This is a genomic window from Tissierella pigra, from assembly GCF_018917845.1.
Taxonomy (GTDB): domain Bacteria; phylum Bacillota; class Clostridia; order Tissierellales; family Tissierellaceae; genus Tissierella; species Tissierella pigra.
In genome coordinates, this window is the sequence record NZ_JAHLPJ010000001.1 from 1,351,714 (window position 1) to 1,368,010 (window position 16,297).

Annotated in this window: 15 protein-coding genes and 1 pseudogene; all 16 read left to right on the top strand. The window is 29.8% G+C overall.

The window, feature by feature from the left end:
• Positions 1–52 precede the first annotated feature (52 nt).
• The 16 genes and pseudogenes from KQI41_RS06590 to KQI41_RS06660 all read left to right on the top strand — a co-directional run bounded on the left by KQI41_RS06590 (position 53) and on the right by KQI41_RS06660 (position 16,245).
• The gene (locus KQI41_RS06590; protein ID WP_154439218.1) at positions 53–985 is read left to right on the top strand and encodes a DUF5700 domain-containing putative Zn-dependent protease; all 933 of its coding nucleotides are present in this window, start codon (positions 53–55) and stop codon (positions 983–985) included.
• Positions 986–1,106: 121 nt separating this feature from the next.
• Positions 1,107–2,186 carry a metallophosphoesterase family protein gene (locus tag KQI41_RS06595; protein WP_154439217.1) on the top strand — a complete coding sequence of 360 codons (1,080 nt, stop codon included), beginning with the start codon at positions 1,107–1,109 and terminating at the stop codon, positions 2,184–2,186.
• A 4-nt stretch (positions 2,187–2,190) separates the two neighbouring features.
• Positions 2,191–4,626: an ATP-binding protein gene (locus tag KQI41_RS06600; RefSeq protein ID WP_216585052.1), complete on the top strand. Its 2,436-nt coding sequence runs from the start codon at positions 2,191–2,193 to the stop codon at positions 4,624–4,626.
• Positions 4,627–4,704: 78 nt separating this feature from the next.
• Positions 4,705–5,394 carry a metallophosphoesterase gene (locus tag KQI41_RS06605; protein WP_216585053.1) on the top strand — a complete coding sequence of 230 codons (690 nt, stop codon included), beginning with the start codon at positions 4,705–4,707 and terminating at the stop codon, positions 5,392–5,394.
• A 5-nt stretch (positions 5,395–5,399) separates the two neighbouring features.
• Positions 5,400–6,125 (top strand): glucosamine-6-phosphate deaminase, encoded by a 726-nt coding sequence (gene nagB / locus KQI41_RS06610; RefSeq protein ID WP_216585054.1) that lies wholly within the window; start codon positions 5,400–5,402, stop codon positions 6,123–6,125.
• A 14-nt stretch (positions 6,126–6,139) separates the two neighbouring features.
• Positions 6,140–6,682, top strand: coding sequence for a class IV adenylate cyclase (locus tag KQI41_RS06615; protein ID WP_244971091.1), 543 nt, complete (start codon positions 6,140–6,142; stop codon positions 6,680–6,682).
• Between the two features lie 64 nt (positions 6,683–6,746).
• A complete protein-coding gene (locus tag KQI41_RS06620) occupies positions 6,747–6,941 on the top strand; it encodes a hypothetical protein (RefSeq protein WP_154439212.1) in 195 nt (64 codons plus the stop codon).
• 109 nt (positions 6,942–7,050) lie between these two features.
• Positions 7,051–8,442 (top strand): TldD/PmbA family protein, encoded by a 1,392-nt coding sequence (locus tag KQI41_RS06625; RefSeq protein WP_154439211.1) that lies wholly within the window; start codon positions 7,051–7,053, stop codon positions 8,440–8,442.
• Position 8,443: 1 nt separating this feature from the next.
• Positions 8,444–9,793 (top strand): TldD/PmbA family protein, encoded by a 1,350-nt coding sequence (locus KQI41_RS06630; protein ID WP_216585056.1) that lies wholly within the window; start codon positions 8,444–8,446, stop codon positions 9,791–9,793.
• A gap of 78 nt (positions 9,794–9,871) precedes the next feature.
• Entirely contained in the window at positions 9,872–10,078 is a 207-nt protein-coding gene (locus tag KQI41_RS06635) for a hypothetical protein (RefSeq protein WP_154439209.1), read from the top strand.
• Between the two features lie 126 nt (positions 10,079–10,204).
• Positions 10,205–10,539 (top strand): annotated as a pseudogene (locus KQI41_RS19380) (putative PEP-binding protein); the annotation flags it as partial.
• A gap of 249 nt (positions 10,540–10,788) precedes the next feature.
• Positions 10,789–12,324, top strand: a complete 1,536-nt coding sequence (locus KQI41_RS06640; RefSeq protein WP_216585057.1) for a glutathione ABC transporter substrate-binding protein — start codon at positions 10,789–10,791, stop codon at positions 12,322–12,324.
• Between the two features lie 104 nt (positions 12,325–12,428).
• Complete coding sequence (nikB, locus tag KQI41_RS06645) at positions 12,429–13,355, top strand: nickel ABC transporter permease (protein ID WP_216585058.1); 927 nt, start codon at positions 12,429–12,431, stop codon at positions 13,353–13,355.
• 28 nt (positions 13,356–13,383) lie between these two features.
• Positions 13,384–14,271: an ABC transporter permease gene (locus KQI41_RS06650; protein WP_154439207.1), complete on the top strand. Its 888-nt coding sequence runs from the start codon at positions 13,384–13,386 to the stop codon at positions 14,269–14,271.
• A gap of 18 nt (positions 14,272–14,289) precedes the next feature.
• Positions 14,290–15,279, top strand: a complete 990-nt coding sequence (locus KQI41_RS06655) for an ABC transporter ATP-binding protein (protein ID WP_154439206.1) — start codon at positions 14,290–14,292, stop codon at positions 15,277–15,279.
• Positions 15,280–16,245, top strand: coding sequence for an ABC transporter ATP-binding protein (locus KQI41_RS06660; protein ID WP_154439205.1), 966 nt, complete (start codon positions 15,280–15,282; stop codon positions 16,243–16,245).
• Positions 16,246–16,297: the final 52 nt, after the last annotated feature.

Below are 16,297 nucleotides of genomic sequence, written 5' to 3' on the forward strand. Positions count from 1 at the left end.
TTTTTTAAAGCCATATATATTTATTATAATGCTTTAAGAAAGGATTTTTTTTGTGAAAATTCATATGGAAAGTATAAAAATACTATTAGATATATTAGAGGAAAATAAAACAGATTATCAAAAACTAGTTAAATTCACTAAGACTAAGGAAGTCCAAGGCTTTATTCAACATGAAAAAATTTTTAATAGAAAAATAAGCGAAGACATTATAATTAAAGAAATAATAAAGCTAAAAACTAGAACTGATTATAAAGATAAATATGATTTTTATATAATAAAAAACAATATAAATATAATAAGGGACAGCTTAAACTATATAGAAACACACCAATATTTAATTATCAAACAGGCTTTAGACAGGATTAAGAATATAGTGCCTGAAAACATAAAAACAAATTCTAATATTTATCTTTACATAGGAGGAATAGATGGGGGATTTTCAATATATGGAAAGAATATATTTATTAACTATATAAAATATTTTAATAAAACAGATGAACTGATTAAAATCTTAAGTCATGAATTATTCCATTGCAGAATTACACCATTTAAAAATAAATTTAGAATTTTTCTATTTTTAGATACTAAAAAATATATATATGAGATTTTAGGAAAGATTTTAGAAGAAGGAATTGCATCATTGATACAACATGGAACAACTTTAGAAAAAGATGACCCTATAGGAACTGTCACTAAGGAGAAAATAAAGAATATAGAAGAAAAATTTCAAGTATTAAATAGTGTATTATTGAAACTGAAAGGTGGAAATATAGATTATTTGCAACTTGGAGAAATAGATATTTATTCCATAGGATATTATATGGTAAGTTTCTTATATAGATATTATGGTATAGAAATACTGAAGCCTTGGATATTTAAATATGACTATAATATATGTATAGAGTCATATATCCATAAGGCTGAAAAAGAAGGGCTTAATTCTGGATTTTCAAAGGAAATAGAAGAGTGGATATTAAATTTATAAAAATAGTTGTTTAAAACATAGACTAGCTTAAATCAGTTTAATATTAGCTAGTTTTCTTTTTATTGGAAATAGGCTAGACAACTATGATATAATTTTAGTACTAAGGCTTGGAGGTGAATTTATGGTTAGATTTATTCATACTGGAGATTTACATCTTGGTTTAAAATTTAGAAATGTATCTTTTGAAAAGGAAAAGGCAGCAGAAAGAAGGAGAGAACTATGGACTACCTTTGAACGAATAGTACAATATGGGAAAGATAATAAGGTAGATTTTTTGTTAATTGCAGGAGATTTATTTGAAGAAGCTTATTTTACCATAAGTGATATTACTAGAATAAGAGATACCTTTAGAAATGCAGAAAATATCAATATAATTATATCTGCTGGAAATCATGATTATAGAGGAAGAAAATCATTGTATGATAAAATAGAATGGACAGAAAATGTAACTATCTTTAATGGGAGTAAAATTCAAAATAAGGAATTTAAAGATTTGAATACTGTAATATATGGGTATAGCTGGGATACTGTAGAAATAAAAGAGAACAATTTGTTTTCTGAAATAACAGTAGATACTACTAAAAATAATATCCTTGTATTACATGGAGATTTAGGACATGGTTCTACATACTTGCCATTAAAAATAGGGGAATTGAATCGATTAAATATGGACTATATAGCACTTGGTCATATACATAAACCACAGATTATTTCAAAGAACATTGCATATAGTGGGTGTCCTGAACCCTTAGACTTTGGAGAAATAGGTGAGAGAGGTATAATAGAAGGGGTAATAGAGAATAAAGAGACAAAAATTAAATTAACACCATTTAGCAAACGAAAGTTTATGGAAACCAATATAACAATAAATGAAGATATGGGGTATATAGATATATTAGAAAGTATAAGAAATTTAGATATAGGTAATAAAAGTATGGATTTTTTTAGAATCAATCTTTCTGGTTTTTTACGAAAAGATTTGGAGATTAAAAACTTAGAAAAAGATTTATATAATGATTTTTACCATTTAGAGATAATAGATAATACTATATGGGATTATAACTTAGATGAGTTGGAAGAAGAAAACAAATATAATATAATTGGGAAGTTTATAAACACCATGAAAGATAAAGGTTTAGATGATCCAGTAGTAAAAGACGCATTATACACTGGACTAGAGGTGCTTTTAAAGGGGAGGTGATAAAATGCTTCTTAAAGAACTGAATTTACTAGGATTTGGGAAATTTCAAAATGAAAGCTTTACTTTTAATAAAGGTATAAATATTATATATGGAGAAAATGAAGTTGGAAAATCAACTTTACATAGTTTTATTGATGGGATGTTCTATGGATTTCTAAGACCTAATGTTAAATCCACATTGTATTTAGAAGAACATGAGAAATATAATCCTTGGAATGGTAATAAATATGCAGGAATCATAAGGTTTGAACATAATGGAAAATCCTATAGAATAGAGAGGAATTTTACTAAAGGACAAGAAAAAACTAAAGTTATAGATGAGGTCACTGGTAAAGATATTACAAAGAATATTGATGTAGGAAAAGGCAGAGTTTTACAACCGGGAATTCATTTTTTTGGATTTAATACTAGAGTTTTCTCTAACACCATATTTATTAAACAATTAGGCGTTAAAACAGATGAAAAACTTGCTAAAGAAGTTACAGAGAAATTGATAAATATTACTACAGCTTTAGATGATAATATATATGTAGATAAGGTAATAGACGAATTAAAGGAACAAATTGCAGAAATTGGTACTGATAAAGCTTATACTAAACCCTATGCTTTAAATCTTAAACATATAGAAGAACTTCAGAAAAGAAGAAAAGATATAATACTAGAGAAAGATAACTATGAATCCTACATAGAAGAAGAGACTAGAGTAAAAAATATGCTTGGTATGGATATGGAAAAACTTTCAAGCTTAAAGGAAAAACTAAATAAGATAGAAGTATTAGAAAAGGCAAAAATAGTTGAAGAAGTAGAAATATTATCAGACGAAATAAAAAATATAGAAAAGAAAATAGAGACTTTAAAAACTTATGTAAACTTTTCTATAGATGAATATAATGAAATCATCAACTTAAATAATTCTATCGAATTTTTAGAGAGTAATATCTTTGATAATAGAGAAGAAATAGATGAAATAGAAAAGAAAATAAAAGATAATCATAGAGAAAAGAATGAAAATAATGATAATGAAATAATTGAAATGAATAATGATTATAATGTCTTTGAAGAAATAGAAGAAGAAAAGAATAAGATTCTATATAATCAAGAGAACAATCAAATTGAATTTTTAAAAAGAGATTATATTGATTATAAAGATAAATTATATAAGAATAAATTGAATAAAATTGGCATAGGTGTACTTTTATTGGTTTTTCTATTTGTCGGAATTATGTTTAAGCAATATTTTCTTTGTATCATTGATATTCCTTTAATTATTTTATTTGTATATCTATCTAATAAATCTAAAAAAATAACATCAGCCATGGAAATATTAAAATCTCAGATAGATAAATATTATATAAGAGAAAAAGAAAAACAAAATAGAATAGAAGAAATAAAAATTCTACAAAGAAAATTACTAGAAAAATATAAAATTGAAAATAAAATGGAGTTTAAAAAATTACTTCAAGAAATTCAAATGGAAAGTTATAGAAATAAGGAAATAGCAGAATTATATAAAGAACTTAATAATAAAAAGGATTTCTTGATGAAAAAGATCAACGGAGAAAAACTTAAGAAAGAGAATGATACCAATAAACTTAAGGAAATTTTATATAAAAATAATGTTGATAATGTAGAAGCGTTCAGAGAAGGATTAGACAAAAAGGCTTTATATGAAAAATATATAAATGAATTAGAAACTAAAAAAGAGCTTTTATTTAAGCTAATGGGGGAAAATTCCATAGAAGATTTCAAAAGTCAACTTAAAGGAATCACTTTAGCATTAGATAGGGAGCTATTAAAAGTAGATAAAAATCAATTAAGATATGAAATTGAAAGAACTGGCGAAAGTATTTCAGATTTTAAAATAGCTCTAAAAGGAATAGAAGAGAATTTAAAAATACTTGGAAAAAATATGGATAAGCTTGTTGAAATTGAAGAAGAATTAGAAAAAAGAGAAAAATATAAGGACAAAATGGAATTTAAAATTAAATCCTTAGAATTGGCAATTAACACTATAGAAGAATTATCAACAAATATTCATTATGAATTTGCACCTAGTATAAATAAAGGAATTAGTACAATTGTTGAAAGGATTACAGGCGGAAAATATAATAAGGTCAAAGTAAGTGAAGATCTAAATATTAGCATTGAAAACCCTATTACCAGGGAAATAATAGGAATAGATAGTTTAAGCGGTGGTACAATAGATCAATTATATTTTTCCCTTAGATTTGGTATAGTTAATTCTATGATTGGTGACAATTATCCTTTGATTTTAGATGATTGTTTTGTTCAATATGATAATAAAAGATTAAAAAATATTATGAAGTTTTTATATGAAATCAGCCATGAAAGACAAATAATTTTATTTACATGTCAGAATCGTGAGAATATAATATTAGATGAAGTAGGAGTAGATTTTAACTTAATTAATTTAAGTTAAAGTAATACTTTAACTTAAAGGATATTGAAAACACTAAGGTCTAGCTTATGTTCATCAACAACATTAAGAGGTGGTATTTTGATATTTGCTATTGGAGATTTACATTTTGATAATACTGGTAAAAAACCCATGGATATATTTGGAGATAATTGGTTAAACCATGAAGAAGAAATTATAAACAATTGGAAAAAGGTTGTAGGAGAAAATGATTTGGTTCTGCTGGCAGGAGATATATCGTGGGCATTAAAACTGGAAGAAGCCTATGAGGATTTAATGAAAATAGAAAGTCTTCCTGGAAGAAAAATAATCATAAAAGGAAATCATGACTATTGGTGGAGTAGTTTGAAAAAACTTAATGATTTTCAATTTAAAACTATTGAATTTATTCAAAATAATAGTTTTATACATGGGAGTGTAGGAATAGTAGGAACTAGAGGTTGGTCTTCAATAGACACAAATGAGTCTGATGAAAAAAATCAACGAATCTTTAATAGAGAACTAAATAGATTGAAATTATCATTGGATTCATTACAAAATAAGATGGAAAAGATCATAGTTGTACTTCATTATCCGCCCTTTAATCCAAATCTTAGTACAAATGAATTTGTAAATATTATGAGAGACTATGATGTGGATATATGTATATATGGACACTTGCATTCTGAAGGACATAAATATGTTGTTGAGGGTAATATAGATGAAATTCAATTTCACTGTGTATCATGTGATTATATTGATTTCATGCCAAAAAAAATATTAGAGGAGTGAAAAAGATGAAAATATTAGTAGAAAAAGATTATGAAGCTGTGAGCAAGAAAGCTGGTGAAATATTTAAAGAAGAAATATCAAAAAAACCAGATATAGTTTTAGGTTTGGCTACTGGAAGTACGCCTATTGGAATGTATAAAGAATTAATAAAGGCTCACAAAGAAGAAGGACTAGACTTTTCAAAGGTTAAAACTTTCAACTTAGATGAATATATAGGTTTATCTAAAGATAATCCAAATAGTTATGGCTATTTTATGGATACTGAGCTTTTTAATCATATTAATATAGACAAGAAAAACACTCATGTACCCAATGGAAAGGCAGAAAATATAGAGGAATATTGTAAGAAGTATGATGAATTCATAGCTGAAGCAGGTGGAGTAGATATTCAGGTATTAGGAATAGGAGAAAATGGACATATAGCCTTTAATGAACCAGAAGAAGCTTTATCTGTAGGAACAAATATTGTTAAATTAACTGAAAGCACTATTGAAGTTAATTCTAGATTTTTTGATTCAATGGAAGAAGTACCTAAGACAGCAATAACCATGGGAATTGGAACTATATTAAAAGCAAAGAAGATAGTGCTTTTAGCCAGTGGAGAAAAGAAAGCCCCTATTATAAAAGAATTGCTAAACAGCAATAGAGTAACTACTAAATTACCAGCATCATTTCTATTACTTCACCCTGATGTAACTATTATAGTAGATGAAAAAGCATATAAAGGTTAATGGAAAGGGTTAATATGAAAGAACTTGAAGTAAAAATATTAAATATAGATATAAATGAGATGGAAACAAAGTTAAAGGCATTAGGTGCTACATTAATAGATAAAGAGGTTCAAGTAAATACATTAATTGATTCTAAGGAAGATTTTATTCAAAATAGTCTAGACAGCTACTTGAGAATAAGAGAGACTAAATCTTTATTAACTAATAACATTAAGTTAACATTAACTATGAAGAAAAACATTAATAGGGAAGGTATTAGAGAAAGTATTGAAATCAATACAGATATAACCGACAAAAAAGCTCTTTTAGAAATATTTAAGTCTTTAGGATACTATGTTTATCAAGAAGGATTTAAAGAAAGAACTTCATATTCCTTAAATAATGTAAGATTTGATTTGGATAAATGGGATGATTTAACTTATCCTGAACCCTATATGGAAATTGAAGTTAATGATGAAGATGAACTTCAAACTATGATAGATGTATTAAAAATTCCGAAAGAAAACATATCTACCAAATCCATTGCTGAACTTAGAAGAGAAAAAGGGTTAGTATAACAAATGTAACCAAAACCCACCTATAAGAATAATATATATTAATCTAAAATAGGGAGGTTTTCATATGTTAAATAATCTGTTTGGTGGCGATAATAATAATATGTTATTAATTATTATCTTAATATTTCTATTACTAGGCAATGATGATTGTGAATGTGGTCATGATCACAATCAATGTGGTGGTTTCGGAGGTCTCTTTGGGGGAGATAACATAATATGGATACTTATATTATTACTTTTCTTAGGTGACTTTTTCTAAAAAACAGCAGATTATCTGCTGTTTTTTTATTTTAATTAGAATAATATTCCAAATATACAATTAATATTATATAATGTTAATTAAATATTCAAAAAAAGGGGGAGTTTCTTTGCTAGATAAAAAAATTATAGAAAATGTACTTTGTGCAGCTTTAGGTAAAGGTGGAGATTTTGCGGAAATATTTGTTGAAGATAAATATAGCTCTAGTATCAAATTAGTTGGTGGACTTATTGAAAATAATATTTCAGGTAGAGACTATGGAGTAGGCATTAGAATTATTGATAAATTAAACTGTATCTATGCTTTTACAAATGATTCAACAGAGGAAAATTTAATAAAAGTTGCAAAAGAAGCGGCATCAGCATTACAAGGAGCATCTATTGATTTAAAGCTAAATTTTATGAAATCAAATGTAACTAATTATAATCCAATAAAAATAATGCCATCATCTATTGAGAAAAAGGAAAAAGTAGATTTAATGAAAAAAGGTTATGAGGCTGCTAAAAACTATGATTCAGTTATATCACAAGTTGCAGTAAACTATCTTGATGAGGAACAAAACGTACTTATAGCTAATACAGAAGGATTAATGGGTGAAGATAAAAGAGTTAGGACAAGATTTACAGTTGGATCAGTAGCATCTAAAGATGGAGAGATGCAACAAGGATTTTATGGACCAGGTGCATCTATGGGTTTTGAATTATTTAATAAGATTAATGTAGAAGAAGTAGGAAAAGAAGCCTCAAGAATTGCTAAAACCATGGCGTATGCAGAGCATTGTCCATCAGGAGTTATGCCTGTAATTATGGATAATGAATTTGGTGGAGTATTATTCCATGAAGCTTGTGGACACTCTTTAGAAGCGGCTTTTATATCAAAAGGTACGTCAGTATTTACAGATAAATTAGGAGAATTAGTAGCTTCGCCTTTACTAACTGCCATAGATGACGGAACAATACCTAATGAGTGGGGAACTACAAATATAGACGATGAGGGGACTCCTACGAAAAGAAATCTACTTATAGAAAATGGTGTCTTAAAATCATATTTAATTGATAAATTAAATGGGAGAAGAATGAATATGGAATCTACTGGTTCAGGCAGAAGACAATCCTATAAATTTGCTCCTACATCTAGAATGAATAATACCTATATAGCCAATGGTGAATCTAATTTTGATGAAATAATATCCAGTACGGAAAATGGATTATATGCTAAAAAATTAGGTGGTGGCTCTGTAAATCCTGCTACTGGTGACTTTAACTTTGCAGTTATGGAAGGATACTTAATTAAAAACGGAAAGATATTAAAACCTGTAAGAGGTGCTACACTAATAGGTAATGGGCTTAAAGTCTTAGAGCTGATTGATATGGTAGGAAATGACTTATCTTTAGGTCAGGGAATGTGCGGTGCAGATAGTGGAACGGTACCTGCAGGACTAGGGCAGCCTCCTCTTAGGGTAAAATCTCTAACAGTTGGTGGAAGAAAGGGGGATGAATAATATGGCTTATAGAGAACTAATTAATAAGATATTTCATAAGGGAAAAGAAAAAATGGAAGATTTAGAGGTATATATAGAAAACTCCAAAGAAATTGAAATTAAAGTATTTAATGGTGAAATAGATAAATATAGTATATCCGAATCTGGAGGATTATCTCTAAGGGGAACGAATAATGGAAAAATGGGATATTCATATACGGAAAAGATAGATGAGTCCTCCATTGATATGCTTATTAATGAAGCTTGTGAAAATGCTAAATACATCGATAGTGAAGACGAAGAAAAAATATTTGTAGGTTCAGATGACTATAAAGAGATTAAATTTCATAGTGAAGGACTATCTACTGCTTCCATAGAAGAGAAAATAGATTTAGTAAAAAAATTGGAAATAGAGGCTTTGTCTCTTGATAAAAGAGTTACTTCAATTCAAGAATGTGTATATAAGGAGTTTGATAAATCTAGATATATTGTAAATACAAAGGGTATTGATTTATCAGACACACTAAATGGTGCAGCAATTTATGTTGCAGTAATAGCAAAGGATGGAGAAGATATTAAGACAGGTATGGGATTTAGATTGATTAAGGATATAAGCCAAGTAGATTATAAAACTATTGCCAAGGAAGCTGTCCATGAGGCGATTTCTAGTTTAGGTGCAAAGCCTATTAAATCAAATAATTATCCATTAGTAATAAAAAATACAATATTTGCAGATTTATTATCTTCATTTGCTTCTATTTTTTCAAGCGATCATGTACAGAAAGGAATGTCTTTATTAAAGGATAAAGTGGAAACTAAAATTGCATCTCCTTTATTGACCATAGTAGATGATCCTTATTTAAAAGATGGCTTTATGTCCCGTTGCTTTGATGACGAAGGAACAAAAACTACTTATAAGAAGATTGTAGATAAGGGAGTTTTAACTACTTATTTGTATAATTGGAAAACTGCTAAGAAAGATAATGTGAGTTCCACTAGTAATGGGACTAGAGGTTCATATAAATCATCCTTATCCATATCACCCACAAACTTCTATATAGAAAAAGGAAATAATACATTTGAAGAATTAATTGGTAGTATAGACAATGGAGTATATATAACAGATGTAGCTGGATTACATTCAGGATTGAATCCAATATCAGGAGACTTTTCTTTATCAGCAAGTGGATATGAAATAGTAGATGGTAAAATCCAAAGACCAATTAATCAAATAACAATAGCAGGAAATTTTTTCGAAGTATTAAACGATATTGATGCCATAGGAGATGACTTAGAATTTGGCCTTCCATCTTTAGGCTATTTTGGTTCACCTTCTATAAAAATAAATAGCATATCTATTTCAGGAGAGTAAAGTTTTTAAATTATAGTAACCACTTATATATCAATTTCATAATATAAAGTGAGGAATAAATATAAGGAGGTTATTATAATGACTGAAGATTTAGGAGTAAGAAGAGAAAACAGAGGTATATTTGGAGGTTGTGATGATATTGATAGTTCATTGTTATTCTTCTTCCTATTACTAGTTGTATTATTTACAAACTCAGGATGTTGGAATGATAGAACAGATGATTCGTTACTATTCTTCTTCTTGTTATTAGTTGTATTATTCTGTGGAGAAGGTTTTTGCTTCTAATTAATACCTAAATGAAAAATCCCGTAAAACGGGATTTTTTTTATTGGATAATATTAAATTCAAATAATTATATGATATAATTATTTGAATTTAATATAGGAAGATACCCAAAATTACCTTTAGGCAGAAGGAATTCAAATGATAGATGGGTCTAGTATAGGAAGTAATGACCCACTCAACTTGTAATGTGAGCAGATAGAGATTCAGGAATACTCAATAACATGGAATATTTTGACGAAAGAAATTAAGCTGTAAAAGTGCTATTTTGATTTTTATAAAAACTGTACATAAATATGGAAAAACTATTTCGATTTGTAGTCAAGGGCCTAGTCAATATCCAGCATTTTTGTGGAAGAAGGAATTGACAGTATAAGTGTTAATCTAGATACAGTGGGATATACAAGGAGATTATTGGTTTCAGTAAAACAAAAATCATGTTAAGAAAACTTAGAAATATATAATAGATAGAAAATATCTATAGTTCAGATATTATTATAGATTAATATTTCATATAATAATTTTTTCAGTTGTCAAAACTATAAGAATATAGTATAATTTATTATGTTGGAAAATATAGAATAAAATCAATTAGTCTGGATTAAAGTATTATTGAGGAACATATATGAAATTATTGGAAGATTATAATGAGTATATGTTCCTTAATGTTATAATGCTACTAATCTAGGAGAAAAATCAAAAGGAGTGATTCAATGTTTAAGAACAAAAAAATTCTATCACTAGTAATTACTATCCTAACTTTATCACTTGTTTTATCTGCATGTGGTGGAAGTAAAGGAATTACTAGAAAGAACCCGGCTGATACTTTAGTTGTTGCACAAGGTGCAGATGCTAAGTCATTAGACCCTCATGCTACTAACGACCAACCATCATCAAGAGTTATGAAGCAAATTTATAACACTTTAGTAGCTTCAACTGTAGACATGGAAATAGTTCCAGCTTTAGCTGAAAGTTGGGAAAGTATTGATGAATTAACATGGGAATTTAAACTTGCTTCAGGTGTTAAATTCCATAATGGTGAAGAATTTAAAGCATCAGATGTTAAGTTTACTTATGATAGAATGTTAGCTTCACCATCTGTATCACACATTCTTGGACCGGTTACGGAAATTAAAGTTGTAGATGATTATACAGTACAAATAATAACTTCTGAGCCATTTGCTCCGTTATTATCACACCTTACTCATACAGCTTCCTCAATATTAAATGAGAAAGCAGTTACAGATTCAGGCGAAGATTATGGACAACAACCAGTAGGAACAGGTCCATTTGCATTTGATACTTGGCAATCAGGAGACAGAATAACTCTTAAGGCATCTGAAGATTATTTCCAAGGTGCAGCAGCTGTAAAAACAGTTATATTTAGAAATGTTCCAGAAGGAAGTAATAGAACTGTAGGACTTGAAACTGGAGAAATTGATATAGCTTATGATGTTGAGCCTATTGATAAAAACCTAGTTGCTGATAATGCAGGACTAGAGTTAATAGAAGGACCGTCATTATCAAGTCAATATTTAGGATTCAATACTCAAAAAGCTCCATTTGATAACGTAAAAGTTAGACAAGCTATTAACTATGCTGTTAAAGTAGAAGAAATCATAGACGTAGTTTTAGAAGGTGCAGGAGAAGTTGCTAAATCACCTTTAATGGAATTAATATTTGGTTCTAATGAAGAAATCCAAGGTTATTCTTATGATGTTGAAAAAGCTAAAGAATTAATGAAAGAAGCTGGATTTGAAAATGGATTCAAGACTTCCATTTGGACAAATGACAGCCCAGTAAGAGTTAGAATAGCAGAAATCGTTCAAGCTCAACTTAAAGAAATAGGTATTGATGCTAGTATAGAAGTTGTTGAATGGGGTGCTTTCCTAGATAGAACATCAGCAGGAGAACATGATATGTTTATCCTTGGTTGGACTACAGTAACTGGAGACGCAGACTATGGTCTTTATGCTCTATATCACAGTTCACAACATGGAGATGCTGGTAACAGATTCTTCTATACAAATCCAGAAGTAGATAAATTATTAGACATTGGTAAAACTGAGGTAGACACAGATAAGAGATTAGCTGCTTATAAGGAAGCACAGGAAATAATAGTAGCTGATGCTCCACAATTATTCCTATATTTCTCAACTCAAAATGTTGGTGAAAACAAAGCTATAAAAGGCTTCCAATTACATCCTGCTGGACATCACTCACTATACAATGTAACTATAGAACAATAATATTGTTAGTTGGATATTGGGAAGCGGGACTTATGTCTCGCTTCCCAATCTATATATGGTAATAAATAACATTGACAATGTCTATTAGATAAGGAGGGAAAGAAGTGCATAAATATATATTACGTAGATTATTGCTGTTAATTCCAGTAATATTAGGAGTTACATTTTTAGTTTTCACAATTATGTACTTTACACCAGGAGACCCAGCGAAACTTATACTTGGTGAAAGTGCGCAACCTGCACAGGTCGAAGCTTTAAGAGAAGAAATGGGATTAAATGACCCATTTATTGTGCAATATGTTAGATTTATAACTAAGGCCTTAACAGGAGACTTTGGAAGGTCATATTCAACTAATAGACCAGTTTTTGATGAGGTTTTTGCTAGATTCCCTGCCACTTTAAAGCTTACGGCAGCGGCTATGTTGATAGCAATTGCAATAGGTATTCCTGTAGGTATTATTTCTGCAACAAAGCAGTATTCAGCCTTAGACAGTATATCTATGATCGGTGCTTTAATAGGAGTTTCCATGCCAGTGTTCTGGTTGGGACTAATGCTTATTTTAGTATTTTCTGTTAATTTAAGACTTCTGCCATCAAGTGGTTCTGAAACAATTAAACACTTAATTTTACCAGCGTTTTCACTAGGTGTTGGTTCAGCCGCAATTATAACTCGTATGACTAGATCCTCAATGCTTGAAGTAATAAGACAAGATTATATAAGAACTGCTAGATCAAAGGGAGTTGCTGAAAAGAAAGTAGTAAATAAACATGCCCTAAAGAATGCACTTATACCAGTAGTTACAGTTGTTGGACTACAATTCGGAGGTCTTCTTGGTGGTGCGGTACTTACTGAGTCAGTATTCTCATGGCCAGGAGTTGGAAGACTTATGGTAGATGCTATTAGACAAAAAGATAGTCCAATGGTTTTAGCATCAGTTGTATTTATATCTGTAACATTTAGCTTTGTTAACCTTTTGGTTGACTTACTATATGCATTTATAGATCCAAGAATAAAATCACAATATAGATAATCAATACTCAAGGTAAGGAGGTAGAATAATGTCTGACAAAGCTGTACAAAAAAATACAAGTAAAAAGAAAAAAGGACAATGGTCAGAAGTTTGGAGAAGACTTAGAAGAAATAAAATGGCCATGTTAGGTTTAACTATAATTTCTATTTTTATATTATTAGCTTTATTCGCTGATGTAATTGCAGATTATGATGAAGTAGCTATAAAGATGAATACTTCAATTAGGCTTCAAGGACCAAGTAAAGACCATATTCTAGGTACTGATGAATTAGGTAGAGATATATTTGCTAGAATAATTCACGGTGCTAGAGTTTCTTTACAGGTAGGTATCATAGCTGTAGGTATTGCCATAATAATTGGTGGTACTTTAGGAGCTATAGCAGGATTCTATGGTGGTAAATTTGATAATATCATAATGAGAGCCATGGATATATTCTTAGCAATTCCAAGTATACTACTTGCAATTGCCATAGTATCCGCCCTTGGTACAAGTATGCTAAATCTAATGATTGCAGTAGGTATATCATCCATACCTAGTTATGCACGTATTGTAAGAGCTTCTGTACTTTCCATTAAGGATCAAGAATATATAGAAGCTGCTAGAGCAATTGGAGCTAAAGATACTAGAATTATATTAAAACATATAATACCAAACTCATTAGCCCCTATAATTGTACAAGGTACATTAGGAGTTGCAAGTGCTATACTATCAACAGCAGGTCTTAGCTTTATCGGTTTAGGTATTCAAAAACCAGCTCCAGAATGGGGAGCAATGCTTTCATCTGGTAAAGATTTTATTAGACAATCATGGCACGTAACTACATTCCCGGGTATAGCGATTATGCTTACAATACTATCACTAAATTTACTTGGTGACGGTTTAAGAGATGCTCTAGATCCTAGATTAAAACAATAAGAGAGGAGGAACTTTTAAATGAGTAATGAATTCTTAAATATTAAAAATTTACACATCCACTATGTTACAGAAGAAGGTACAGTTAAGGCAGTGAATGGTGTAAATATGGAAATAAATAAAGGTGAGACATTAGGTCTTGTTGGTGAAACAGGTGCAGGAAAAACTACTACTGCTCTGGGAATTCTAAGATTAGTTCCGAATCCTCCAGGAAAGATTATTGATGGAGAAATATTCTTAGAAGGACAAAGCATATTAGAGTTGCCAGAAGATGAAATGAGAATGATAAGAGGAAATAAGGTTTCCATGATATTCCAAGACCCTATGACGGCTTTAAACCCTGTTATGACAGTAGGAGAGCAAATATCTGAGGTTATTGAAATACATGAGAAACTATCTAATAAAGAAGCATTTGAAAAGGCAAAGAAAATGCTAGAATTAGTTGGAATTCCAGGAGCTAGAGCAGTTGATTATCCACATCAATTCTCAGGTGGAATGAAGCAAAGGGTAGTTATTGCCATAGCTTTAGCATGTAACCCTGGACTATTAATAGCAGATGAACCTACAACAGCTCTTGATGTTACTATTCAGGCTCAGGTTCTTGAATTAATGAATAACTTGAAAAACGAATTTAACACAGCTATGCTTTTAATCACTCATGATTTAGGTGTAGTGGCAGAAGTTTGCGATAAAGTTGCTATAATGTATGCTGGTGAAATAGTAGAGTATTCAAAAATTGAAGACTTATTTGAAAACCCAAGCCATCCATATACTAGAGGACTATTTGGTTCAATTCCAAACTTAGATGAAGAAGTAGATAGATTAAAGCCAATAAAAGGCCTTATGCCAGACCCAACAAATCTACCTTCAGGATGTAAATTCCATCCAAGATGTCCTCACGCTACAGAATATTGTAAGGAAAATCATCCAGAAGATACAGAAATAGCACCAGAACACAAGGTAAAATGTCATATATATACTGGACAAGTAAAACCAAAGGGGGAAATATAGATGGAACCAATTTTACAAGTCAAAGATCTAAAGAAGTATTTCAATACCCCTAAAGGACTACTTCATGCAGTTGATGGTGTTACTTTTAATATTGATAAAGGTGAAACATTAGGTGTTGTAGGAGAATCAGGGTGTGGAAAGTCAACTTTAGGTAGAGTAATACTTCATTTGCTAGAGTCTACAGATGGACAAATAATTTATGAAGGTGAAGATATTACTAAAATCAATAAAGATAAGTTTAGAGAATTGAGAAATGAAATGCAGATTATATTTCAGGACCCATTTTCTTCTCTAAATCCTAGAATGACAGTTAGTGAAATAATAAGAGAACCTATAATAATTCACAAAACCATAAAAGATAAAAAAGAAATCGAGAAAAAAGTATCATCACTAATGGATACTGTAGGTTTAGCAGAAAGACTTGCTAATACTTACCCTCACGAATTAGATGGCGGTAGAAGACAAAGAATAGGTATAGCTCGTGCATTGGCACTTAATCCAAGCTTTATTGTTTGTGATGAGCCAGTATCAGCACTTGACGTATCAATTCAAGCACAGGTTCTTAACTTAATGCAGGACTTACAAAAAGAATTAAATTTAACTTACATGTTTATCACTCATGATTTATCAGTTGTTAAACATATATCAAATGATATACTTGTAATGTATCTTGGTCAATTAGTTGAAAAATCAGATGCAAAGGATTTATTTAAAAATCCATTACATCCTTATACAAAAGCTTTACTTTCAGCAATTCCAGTGCCAAGTTTAAAACATAAAAGAGAAAGAGTTTTACTAAAAGGTGAGCTTACTTCTCCAATTAATCCAAAACCAGGATGTAGATTTGCACAAAGATGTGTCTATGCTAAAGAAAATTGTCACCATGACAATCCAGTAATAGAAGAAGTATTACCAGGACATTTTGTTTCATGTCATTATGTAAGAGAAATAAATAACTTAAAATAATATCTATTATAGATAAAAAGGCAGATAATCTGCCTTTTTTCTTTTATTAGTT

Bases quoted from the DNA above. Each gene is read 5' to 3' on its own strand.
- KQI41_RS06615 (WP_244971091.1), top strand. From the start codon at position 6,140: ATGAAAGAACTTGAAGTAAAAATATTAAATATAGATATAAATGAGATG.
- KQI41_RS06635 (WP_154439209.1), top strand. From the start codon at position 9,872: ATGACTGAAGATTTAGGAGTAAGAAGAGAAAACAGAGGTATATTTGGA.
- KQI41_RS06620 (WP_154439212.1), top strand. From the start codon at position 6,747: ATGTTAAATAATCTGTTTGGTGGCGATAATAATAATATGTTATTAATT.
- KQI41_RS06600 (WP_216585052.1), top strand. From the start codon at position 2,191: ATGCTTCTTAAAGAACTGAATTTACTAGGATTTGGGAAATTTCAAAAT.
- KQI41_RS06595 (WP_154439217.1), top strand. From the start codon at position 1,107: ATGGTTAGATTTATTCATACTGGAGATTTACATCTTGGTTTAAAATTT.
- KQI41_RS06650 (WP_154439207.1), top strand. From the start codon at position 13,384: ATGTCTGACAAAGCTGTACAAAAAAATACAAGTAAAAAGAAAAAAGGA.
- nagB (WP_216585054.1), top strand. From the start codon at position 5,400: ATGAAAATATTAGTAGAAAAAGATTATGAAGCTGTGAGCAAGAAAGCT.
- KQI41_RS06655 (WP_154439206.1), top strand. From the start codon at position 14,290: ATGAGTAATGAATTCTTAAATATTAAAAATTTACACATCCACTATGTT.
- KQI41_RS06630 (WP_216585056.1), top strand. From the start codon at position 8,444: ATGGCTTATAGAGAACTAATTAATAAGATATTTCATAAGGGAAAAGAA.
- KQI41_RS06660 (WP_154439205.1), top strand. From the start codon at position 15,280: ATGGAACCAATTTTACAAGTCAAAGATCTAAAGAAGTATTTCAATACC.
- KQI41_RS06640 (WP_216585057.1), top strand. From the start codon at position 10,789: ATGTTTAAGAACAAAAAAATTCTATCACTAGTAATTACTATCCTAACT.